The 9461-nt window shown below is 43.5% G+C and carries 8 protein-coding genes and 2 tRNA genes; 2 read left to right on the top strand and 8 right to left on the bottom strand.

Annotated features, from left to right (window positions below; genetic code table 11):
• The first annotated feature begins 102 nt into the window (after positions 1-102).
• A complete protein-coding gene (locus tag AB4180_RS11235; RefSeq protein WP_102250050.1) occupies positions 103-573 on the top strand; it encodes a zinc ribbon-containing protein in 471 nt (156 codons plus the stop codon).
• 79 nt (positions 574-652) lie between these two features.
• Here AB4180_RS11235 and lnt read toward each other — a convergent pair whose 3' ends face one another.
• The 5 genes from lnt to miaB form a co-directional block, all read right to left on the bottom strand.
• Positions 653-2170 carry an apolipoprotein N-acyltransferase gene (gene lnt, locus AB4180_RS11240; RefSeq protein ID WP_102250051.1) on the bottom strand — a complete coding sequence of 506 codons (1518 nt, stop codon included), beginning with the start codon at positions 2168-2170 and terminating at the stop codon, positions 653-655.
• Positions 2171-2202: 32 nt separating this feature from the next.
• Positions 2203-3093 (bottom strand): CNNM family magnesium/cobalt transport protein CorC, encoded by an 891-nt coding sequence (corC, locus tag AB4180_RS11245; RefSeq protein WP_012603382.1) that lies wholly within the window; start codon positions 3091-3093, stop codon positions 2203-2205.
• A 120-nt stretch (positions 3094-3213) separates the two neighbouring features.
• Positions 3214-3675, bottom strand: coding sequence for an rRNA maturation RNase YbeY (gene ybeY, locus AB4180_RS11250; RefSeq protein WP_009848482.1), 462 nt, complete (start codon positions 3673-3675; stop codon positions 3214-3216).
• On the bottom strand, positions 3676-4797 hold the full coding sequence (locus AB4180_RS11255) for a PhoH family protein (RefSeq protein ID WP_009848483.1): 1122 nt from the start codon (positions 4795-4797) through the stop codon (positions 3676-3678).
• 163 nt (positions 4798-4960) lie between these two features.
• On the bottom strand, positions 4961-6385 hold the full coding sequence (miaB, locus tag AB4180_RS11260) for a tRNA (N6-isopentenyl adenosine(37)-C2)-methylthiotransferase MiaB (RefSeq protein ID WP_009848484.1): 1425 nt from the start codon (positions 6383-6385) through the stop codon (positions 4961-4963).
• Between the two features lie 308 nt (positions 6386-6693).
• On the opposite strand from miaB, the gene AB4180_RS11265 reads away from it, so the two are divergent.
• The gene (locus tag AB4180_RS11265) at positions 6694-7869 is read left to right on the top strand and encodes a 2-octaprenyl-3-methyl-6-methoxy-1,4-benzoquinol hydroxylase (protein ID WP_102250052.1); all 1176 of its coding nucleotides are present in this window, start codon (positions 6694-6696) and stop codon (positions 7867-7869) included.
• A 116-nt stretch (positions 7870-7985) separates the two neighbouring features.
• Here AB4180_RS11265 and AB4180_RS11270 read toward each other — a convergent pair whose 3' ends face one another.
• The 3 genes from AB4180_RS11270 to AB4180_RS11280 form a co-directional block, all read right to left on the bottom strand.
• On the bottom strand, positions 7986-9026 hold the full coding sequence (locus AB4180_RS11270) for a lactonase family protein (protein WP_102250053.1): 1041 nt from the start codon (positions 9024-9026) through the stop codon (positions 7986-7988).
• Positions 9027-9183: 157 nt separating this feature from the next.
• Positions 9184-9268 (bottom strand) — tRNA-Leu (locus AB4180_RS11275).
• A gap of 77 nt (positions 9269-9345) precedes the next feature.
• Positions 9346-9422 (bottom strand) — tRNA-Met (locus AB4180_RS11280).
• Positions 9423-9461: the final 39 nt, after the last annotated feature.

Below are 9461 nucleotides of genomic sequence, written 5' to 3' on the forward strand. Positions count from 1 at the left end.
CAACTATACTTAAGAGTATGAATTGCATTTGTTTGTGAGCGGGAGTGCATTGCGGCACATCCGTTTGCCCGCGTAAAAGTTGGTTATCTTAAGGAGGTTGTTATGCCGAAGAAAAAAGCACTCTATGAAGAAGTGGTTGAAGAGGTCATCGAAACGCTGAAGCATAGTCCTGAAGAGCTCAACAACAAAATCGAAACGTCAGGTAAATTTGCGAAAGCAGCCAATGACATGACCAAAGACGAGCTGTCGTTGATTTCCGCTTACGTAAAATCGGATTTAAAAGAGTTTTCCGAAAGCTATGAAGAGAGCAAAAGTGGTCCGTTTTATTTGATGATTGCAGACTCTATTTGGCAAGGCCTGTTGGACATCACTGATCGAACTAAGGTGGAATGGGTTGAACTGTTCCAAGATTTAGAGCATCAGGGCCTATATCAAGCGGGTGAAGTCATTGGGTTAGGTACTTTGGTATGTGACGAGTGTGGTCATCAAACCGAATATAACCACCCAACCAATATCATTCCATGCATTAAATGTGGTTTTAAAGGGTTTAGTCGTAAAGCCCTTAAACCGTAAACATGTAATTAACTTCAAACTGCGGCAATAAAAAAGGGTTGACTCAATCAGTCAACCCTCTAATCACTTTTCTTCGAATCTAGCTCTTTGGCTTTCTAATTACCCAACCCATCACCAAACTGAGCAACGCCCAGATGTACAGTGGCCAAGTACCAACTGTGTGATAAGGCGTTTGACCATCCGTTGAAATGAGTTCAGCTTTTAATACGGCCGTTTCAAACTGAGGCACTTGTTTGATGATGTTGCCTTTATAATCGGTAACAGCCGTCACACCATTGTTGGTAGAGCGAATAAGCGGCTTACCAAGCTCTAGAGCACGCATCTGTGCGATTTCCATATGTTGCAGTGGACCAATCGAACGACCAAACCACGCATCGTTAGAGAGCGTTAAAATAAAGTCCGTCTCATCAGTCACGCTTTGTCTAACTTGATCATTAAAGACGATCTCATAACACAACGCAGGTGCTAAGTGACGGCCATTTGCCACGATGTTTGGTTGAACAAAATCGCCACGGCTAAATGATGACATCGGCAAGTTGAAGAACGGTGCCAATGGGCGCAAGATATCTTCAAACGGCACAAACTCACCAAATGGCAATAGGTGATGTTTATGGTAGCGTTCGTCTGGATCGTAGCTGTATTCACCGTATGGATTGACACCTAGAGAAAGAACGCTGTTGTAGTACTTCTTATCTTCAGACTGATTGAGTACGCCAGTGATGATTGAGCTGTTGTTCATCTTCGCTGCGCTATCTAAGTTACGTAAGAAAGATGGAATTTCAACTTCGAATGCTGGAATAGCGGCTTCAGGCCAAATGATGATATCGGCATCCCAGTTTTCTCTACTTAGATCTGTGTACTTCATCATCGTAGGCCAGCGGTGGCTTGGTAGCCATTTACTGTCTTGATCTACATTGCCTTGAATCAATACCACTGAGGTTGTTTTTTCAGGGTTCGGTGTCACCCAATCGATATTTCGAATGCCAAAACCTGCACTGAATACGATCGCAGGGATGATGCCAACACTCCATGCTTTATTGATAACCATATAAGCGAGTGCAGATGCAGAGACAATGACTGCCAGAGTAATTAACTCGACACCGCCAATCGGTGCAAACGAGCCTAGTGGAGAATCGATTTGGCTGTAGCCAAGCCAAAGCCAAGGAAAGCCCGTCATTACCCAACCACGCAGCCAATCACTGATTAACCACAATGCAGGAGCTGCGAGGAAAAAGCGGCTTAGGTTATTAGCAGGGAAGTACTTGTTTAAGCTCCAGGTAAATAGGCCTGAATAAACCGCTAGGTAGCCAATGAGCAAAGCCATCAAAAACAGGTTGGCTGCCAGTGGCATGCCGCCAAAATGATCGATGCTGACGTATACCCAGCTGATACCTGTTGCGAATTGGCCTAAACCCCATCCGTAGCCAATCCAAAGCGCACTTTTAGGAGAACGGTTGTGGATCAGTAACAGCAACAAAGCTGGGCTGAGAATAGCAAGAGGCCATATAGAGTATGGAGCGAATGAAAGGGTGGTTATAGCGCCAACAAAAACGGCCGCTAGCGGCCGTAATAGGCGATGAATAAAGGTCTTAGTCATCTAATTTCTGTCATCTCTTTAGAGAGAAGTTGTTATTCTTCGATAGTCGGAAGAGGTTGTTCGTCAGGTATCGTTACCTGTAGCTGAATCACACGACGGTTATCTGCAGACGTAATTTTGAAATGGTAGTTTTCGATTTCTACAATTTCGCCACGAACTGGCAGGTGACCGAGTGCTGTCATAACCATGCCGCCTACCGTATCCACTTCATCGTCACTAAAGGCAGTGTTAAACGTATCGTTGAACTCTTCAATAGTGGTTAAAGCTTTAACAGAGAAAGTATGCTTGCTCAGCTTACGAATATCTAGCTCTTCTTCATCGTCGAACTCGTCTTCAATTTCACCAACGATTTCTTCGAGGATATCTTCAATGGTTACCAGGCCAGAAACTCCGCCAAACTCATCGACAACGATAGACATGTGGTAGCGCTCTTCTTGGAACTCTTTGAGTAGGCGATCAACACGCTTACTTTCAGGAACAACCACGACAGGGCGAATCACTTGTTCGATATCAAATGGGGCACTTTCTGAACCCAAATACTTAAGTAGGTCCTTCGCTAATAGAATGCCTTCAACATGGTCTTTATCTTCACTGATCACTGGGTAGCGAGAGTGTTGAGCATCAGTAATGAGCGCAATCAATGTATCTAGATCATCGGTGCGTTCAACTGTAACCATTTGAGAGCGAGGCAGCATGATATCGCGTACTCGCATCTCTGAAATTTCCATAACACCCTCGAGCATGTCGCGTGTGTCGTGGTCAATTAGGTCATTAATTTCTGAGTCGCGGATTACATCTACGAGCTCTTGGCGATCTTTTACTTCACCTTGAAATAGTTGGCCTAGGCGTTCAAAGAAGGACTTTCTACTCGGACCTTCAGATTTTTTACTTCCCTCAGAAGTGGGGGGGTTACCTTCGTTCATGATTTCTCAAAAAATAACGCTATCAGAAGTGTGATAGCACACGTTACAACTCAGATTCCTGCGAAAATCACAGGTTCGATGAGTTATTGTTTCTCTGCAACCTACTTTACTAGAATCGATTTACTTTTCTAGAATATACGGGTCTTCAAACCCCATAGTTTGCATGATTTCTGTTTCGAGTGACTCCATCTCTTCAGCTTCATCATCTTCGATATGATCATAACCTAGCAGATGCAGACTGCCATGTACAACCATATGAGCCCAGTGTGCTAGCAGAGGCTTACTTTGCTCTTCTGCTTCTTTTTCGACAACTTGGCGGCAAATAATGAGGTCACCCAGTAGATCTAATTCCACTCCTGGTGGTGCTTCAAATGGGAAAGACAGCACGTTAGTTGGCTTATCTTTTCCACGATAGTCATGATTGAGCTGGTGGCTTTCTTGTGTATCAACAATACGAACCGTCAACTCGGCACTCTCTTGAAACTGAGGAATTGTCTTGTCTAACCAAAGTTGAATATCTTGCTCAGTTGGAAGACCTTGCTCATTTTCGACTGCTAATTGCAGGTCTAGTTCAATAGACATCTATTTATCACCTTGCTCTGCAATGACAGAACTATTTTGTGTTGCTAATTGTGTCGTAACAGCTTGCTGAGCCTCAAGAAGTTTGGCTTCTCGTTCTTCTCGTTTGCGAGCCTCAAACTCTTTACGCTCTTTTTGGTCTTTGGCTTCCCACTTCTCGTACGCATTAACGATACGAGCAACCACAGGGTGACGAACGACGTCTTCAGACATGAAGAAGTTAAAGCTAATATCATCCACTTCACTGAGTACTTCAGTTGCATGACGTAGGCCTGATTTTGCCCCACGAGGTAAATCGATTTGTGTAATATCACCTGTGATCACAGCGCGTGAGTTAAAACCGATACGGGTTAAGAACATTTTCATCTGTTCTACCGTGGTGTTTTGGCTCTCATCAAGAATGATAAACGCATCATTCAATGTACGACCACGCATGTAAGCCAGTGGAGCAACTTCAATTACGTTACGCTCAATCAGTTTCTCAACACGCTCAAAGCCAAGCATTTCAAACAGTGCATCGTAAAGCGGACGCAAATATGGGTCTACTTTTTGGCTTAAATCACCTGGTAGGAAACCAAGCTTCTCACCAGCTTCAACAGCAGGACGAGTCAGTAGGATTCGACGAACTTCTTGACGTTCAAGTGCATCAACCGCAGCCGCAACAGCTAAGTACGTTTTACCAGTACCAGCAGGTCCAATACCAAAAGTGATGTCATGAGTGACCATATTCATTAGGTATTGTGCTTGGTTTGGCGTACGAGGTTTGATGACGCCTTTTTTAGTCTTAATGGTCACTTCTTTGCCGTAGTCGATTTCAGACTCGACGTGTTGCTCCAAAATGCCAGACTCAGTGACCGCCAGATGCACTTGCTCTGGTTCGATATCGATTATGTTGCCTTTAACTGGAGCCGTTTCAACATAGAGGTGTTTGATGATGTCTAAAGCGGCGGCTGTAGTGTGAGGCTTACCGACAATCGTGAAAAAGTTGCTACGGTAATTAATCTCAACGCCCAGACGACGCTCAAGATGCTTGATGTTGTCGTCAAATGGTCCGCATAAACTTGCCAAGCGCTTGTTGTCTGCTGGCTCTAGATTTATCTCTAAGGTAACGATTTTATTGCTCAAATTAGCCTCTCATTTTGTGCCACTCACTCTTAAATATAAAAAAGAGCAAAAAGCCCGATTTAGACCGGGCTTTTGATGGTGATATCCCTATTTCTAAGATGGTCACTTAGTTAGGTAATTTCAAGCTTTGTGTTTGCGCTTTGTGCTCAAACAGTTGTATTGCCTATGGCGTAAATGTCGCTACACCTAGCTCGTCTTCACGCTTTGTTTTTTCCATCATTTCTGCTGGAGTCATTACAACGCGTAGACCCATGTCTTTTTCTGTGCGAACTAGCTCACCACGTAGTGAGTTAGTGTAAACCTCAGTGATCTTCACATCTACAAACTGACCGATTAGGTCTGCAGAACCTTCGAAGTTCACAACACGGCTGTTTTCAGTACGGCCACGCAGTTCCATGAGATTCTTTCTTGATGGACCTTCAACAAGAATACGCTGCTCTGTGCCTAGCATTAGACGAGAGAAACGCATAGCTTGTGTGTTTACTGTTTGTTGCAGTTCGTACAGACGATCTTTTTTCTCTTGTGCTGGTACATCACATGGGTAATCTGCCGCTGGCGTACCTGGACGTGGAGAGAAAACAAAGCTGAAGCTCATATCGAAATCAACTTCTTTAATTAGCTTCATTGTATCTTGGAAGTCTTGCTTAGACTCACCAGGGAAACCAACAATAAAGTCAGAGCTGATTTGAATGTCAGGACGAGCTTTACGCAGTTTACGGATAATAGATTTGTACTCGATAGCCGTATGTGGACGCTTCATCATCGTAAGAATACGGTCACTACCACTTTGTACTGGTAGGTGAAGGAAGCTCACTAGTTCAGGGGTATCTTTGTAAACTTCAATGATGTCGTCACCAAACTCAAGCGGGTGGCTTGTTGTGAAACGAATACGGTCGATACCGTCGATAGACGCAACTAGGCGAAGGAGCTCTGCAAATGTGCAGATGTCACCTTCGTGAGTAGGGCCTCGGAATGCGTTTACGTTTTGGCCTAGCAGGTTTACTTCACGTACGCCTTGCTCTGCAAGTTGTGCAACTTCGAATAGCACATCATCCATTGGACGACTAACTTCTTCGCCACGAGTATATGGAACAACGCAGTAAGTACAGTACTTAGAACAACCTTCCATGATAGAAACGTAGGCTGTTGCGCCGTCTGCTTTTGGCTCTGGCAGGTTATCGAACTTTTCGATCTCTGGGAAAGAGATGTCCATTACTGGCTTTTCGTTAGACAGTGATGACTTAATCATCTCTGGTAAACGGTGTAATGTTTGTGGGCCAAAGATAACGTCTACGTAAGGTGCACGTTGACGAATGTGATCACCTTCTTGAGTCGCTACACAGCCACCCACACCGATCACCACACCTTCTTTTTTATCTTTAAGCGTTTTCCAACGACCAAGCTGGTGGAATACTTTTTCTTGCGCTTTTTCGCGGATAGAACAAGTATTCAATAGTAGTACGTCTGCTTCCTCAGGTACTTCAGTTAGCTCATAGCCATTTGCAGCGTTAAGCAGGTCGGCCATTTTTGATGAATCATATTCATTCATCTGACAGCCCCAAGTTTTAATTAGCAGTTTCTTACTCATTATATGTTCGCTCGATCGTTAGTTTAATTTAAGGGAGCAAATCGCCCATTATTCATCCGCTAGCTCCGTTCGTCATAATTCGGTATTCAATTTTATGACAGGCTCTAGCGGCAAGCGGCGTATTGTACTGGTTTCAAAACCGACTGACTAGTAGTCTGAACAAATCTCTTATGTAGTGGTTTTTATTATCGTTAACGCCATATGCCATAAGGGATAACCCTTCTTTCGAATAAGGTTTTTGGTTACAAGTTCGTTATGAAAAAGTACAATCAAAAACAGTCAAAGAATCAAACTGATAAGTACAAAATATGAACAGTTACGATATTGTAGTCGTCGGTGGCGGCATGGTTGGTGCAGCAACAGCAATCGGTTTTGCAAAGCAAGGTCTGAGTGTTGCGGTGATCGAAGGTTTTGCCCCACAAGCTTTTGATGAGTCGCAAGCGATGGACATTCGTGTGTCAGCGATTTCTCAAGCATCGGTCGATTTGCTTGAAGATCTTGGTGCATGGCAAAGTATTGCAGCGATGCGCGTCTGTTCTTACAAGCGATTGGAAACTTGGGAACACCCAGAGTGTCGTACTCGGTTTGATGCTGCATCTCTTGATTTACCTCGTTTAGGTTACATCGTTGAGAATCGATTAATCCAATTGGGTTTATGGGCTCAGTTTGATGCCTACAACAATCTCGAACTGTTATGTCCAGAAAAGCTCGATGAGATTGAGTTTGGTGAGACCAATATAGTCAAGCTTCAGTCGGGTACTCAGTTGTCCGCGAAGTGGGTGGTTGGCGCTGATGGCGCAAATTCAACCGTCCGTCAGCAAGCAGGGATTGGTATTACGGCTTGGGATTACCGACAGCACTGCATGCTTATCAACGTAGAAACAGAACAGCCTCAGCAAGATATTACTTGGCAGCAATTTTTACCAAGTGGTCCTCGTTCATTTTTGCCTTTGTGTTCTCTAATCTCTGACGATCAAGAAGTCGGGCAGGGCTCGTTAGTTTGGTATGATTCTCCACTGCGTATTAAGCAACTGTCAGCAATGCCCCCTGAAAAATTACGTAATGAAGTACTTACTCACTTTCCTAAAGAGTTAGGTGATATCAAAGTTTTGAACTCGGGTTCTTTTCCTCTGACACGACGTCATGCTCAATCATACTCAAAGAATAACTGTATTTTAGTCGGGGACTCTGCACATACGATTAACCCTCTAGCAGGGCAGGGTGTTAACTTGGGTTTTAAAGATGTGGCAGCACTATTGGATATCACCCAAGGGAAAGGTGAATTGAATCAATCTGTGGCGAGACGCTATGAAGTGATCAGAAGAGGTGACAATCTAATGATGCAAAGTGGCATGGACTTTTTCTACAAAACGTTTAGCAATGACATTGGCCCACTTAAGTTTGTGCGTAATGCTGCACTAAAGCTAGCAGAAAACTCAGGGCCGATTAAATCACAGGTACTTAAATACGCTTTAGGGTTGTGATTGGTTAGTCCAAATTATTGAGTTATAAAAAGAAGGAGAGCTGAGGCTCTCCTTTTTTGATTTCGTGATAGTGCTTAGTGCTTAGTGCTTAGTGCTTAGTGCTTAGTATCTTAATACTATTGCGTTACACACACAGGTGCATCGATGGCTAAAGAGCATCCAGTATAGGTGAGGGAGCCATCTTCAATATCTCGTTTGAATGATGTGAGGTTGTTGGAATGCTGGTTTGCGGCGATAAGCCATTGCCCGTCTTTAGTGATATGAAAGTCGCGAGGGAACTTACCTTCAACATCGTAACTATCCATAAAAATGAGCTTTTGAGTGACGGAGTCTATTCTAAAACAACTGATTCTGGATTGATGTCGGCAAGACACATAAAGGAATTGCTCATCTGGCGATAGCTTAATCGCAGCTGCGGCTTCTCCTTTCTCCATATTAGGCAATGCATCAATCTCTTCCACTACATTCCAAATGCCCAAAGACTTTTCTAAAATCAATATTGTTTCAGAGAGCTCACACATCACATAGGCTCTATCTTCAGCTTGATTAAAGATTAAGTGACGAGGTCCATTCCCTGCACGTACTTTGATAGATTGCATTGGTTCATCAAGGAACTCTTCTTGCTCTTCGTCAAAGCAATAGAAGTTGATTCGATCGGCTCCGAGATCGACGGTGACAAACTGCGGAGAGTTCTTTAGGAAAAGGCTTTGATGTGCATGTGGGCCTGTTTGTCTTTCTGCATTAGGTCCAGAACCAACCATTTTGAGTGTTTTGAGCCGTTTATCGATATTGCCATTGATACTTAAACTAAAGATATCGAATGTCCCTGATGAATATTGCGATGTAATAGCAAACTTATTGTGGGGATCTATCGTGATATGACAAGGGTGATCTCCTGAGATTGGCCCAGTATTTGACGCTATTGTTGAATCAGAATTCGGTATATGAATCAGTTGTGGTTGCATCTTTTGGTCAACTTCAGAAGCTGTGTAGACCCCCAACTTTGTCGTGGTAATAAACGAGGGGTTAGTGCAGGCCGCTATAAGCTCTAAAGGCAACAGCGTTCCCGTTTCTAGATCTAACTGAGTTTGATATACACCTTGGCTATTACTTGGAGAATCTGTGTAGCAACCGATCGTTAAAGGGAGGGTTTTCATAGACAGTCATACTCAGTTAGGAAATGGAGCAGACATTGTCTAATAAAATTGTAGTAAAAGTGAGGTTATAGGAGAGAATACTTGGTGACTTGGCTTGCAGATTTACATATTCCAGATAAAACAAAACCCAGCTAAAAAGCTGGGTTCTATTCAATGATGGTGCGGTCGGAGAGACTTGAACTCTCACACCTCTCGGCGCCAGAACCTAAATCTGGTGCGTCTACCAATTCCGCCACGACCGCAGCAAATCTTTATAGTTATATCGATATTGGTGATTCAATATAACGTTGTTTGTATTTTTTCTTTCATAAAGAAAGAATGGTGGCTACTGCGGGATTCGAACCTGCGACCCCATCATTATGAGTGATGTGCTCTAACCAACTGAGCTAAGTAGCCAATAATGAATTTTATGTACTCACTATTTTATCTCTAATT

Source organism: Vibrio sp. 10N.286.49.C3 (genome assembly GCF_041469545.1).
In the GTDB taxonomy this organism is placed as follows: Bacteria; Pseudomonadota; Gammaproteobacteria; order Enterobacterales; family Vibrionaceae; genus Vibrio; species Vibrio tasmaniensis_A.

What these genes read in the sequence shown, in the direction of transcription:
- ybeY (WP_009848482.1), bottom strand. Translation starts at nt 3,675, where the DNA reads ATGTCTATTGAACTAGACCTGCAATTAGCAGTCGAAAATGAGCAAGGT.
- miaB (WP_009848484.1), bottom strand. Translation starts at nt 6,385, where the DNA reads ATGAGTAAGAAACTGCTAATTAAAACTTGGGGCTGTCAGATGAATGAA.
- lnt (WP_102250051.1), bottom strand. Translation starts at nt 2,170, where the DNA reads ATGACTAAGACCTTTATTCATCGCCTATTACGGCCGCTAGCGGCCGTT.
- AB4180_RS11270 (WP_102250053.1), bottom strand. Translation starts at nt 9,026, where the DNA reads ATGAAAACCCTCCCTTTAACGATCGGTTGCTACACAGATTCTCCAAGT.
- AB4180_RS11265 (WP_102250052.1), top strand. Translation starts at nt 6,694, where the DNA reads ATGAACAGTTACGATATTGTAGTCGTCGGTGGCGGCATGGTTGGTGCA.
- AB4180_RS11235 (WP_102250050.1), top strand. Translation starts at nt 103, where the DNA reads ATGCCGAAGAAAAAAGCACTCTATGAAGAAGTGGTTGAAGAGGTCATC.
- corC (WP_012603382.1), bottom strand. Translation starts at nt 3,093, where the DNA reads ATGAACGAAGGTAACCCCCCCACTTCTGAGGGAAGTAAAAAATCTGAA.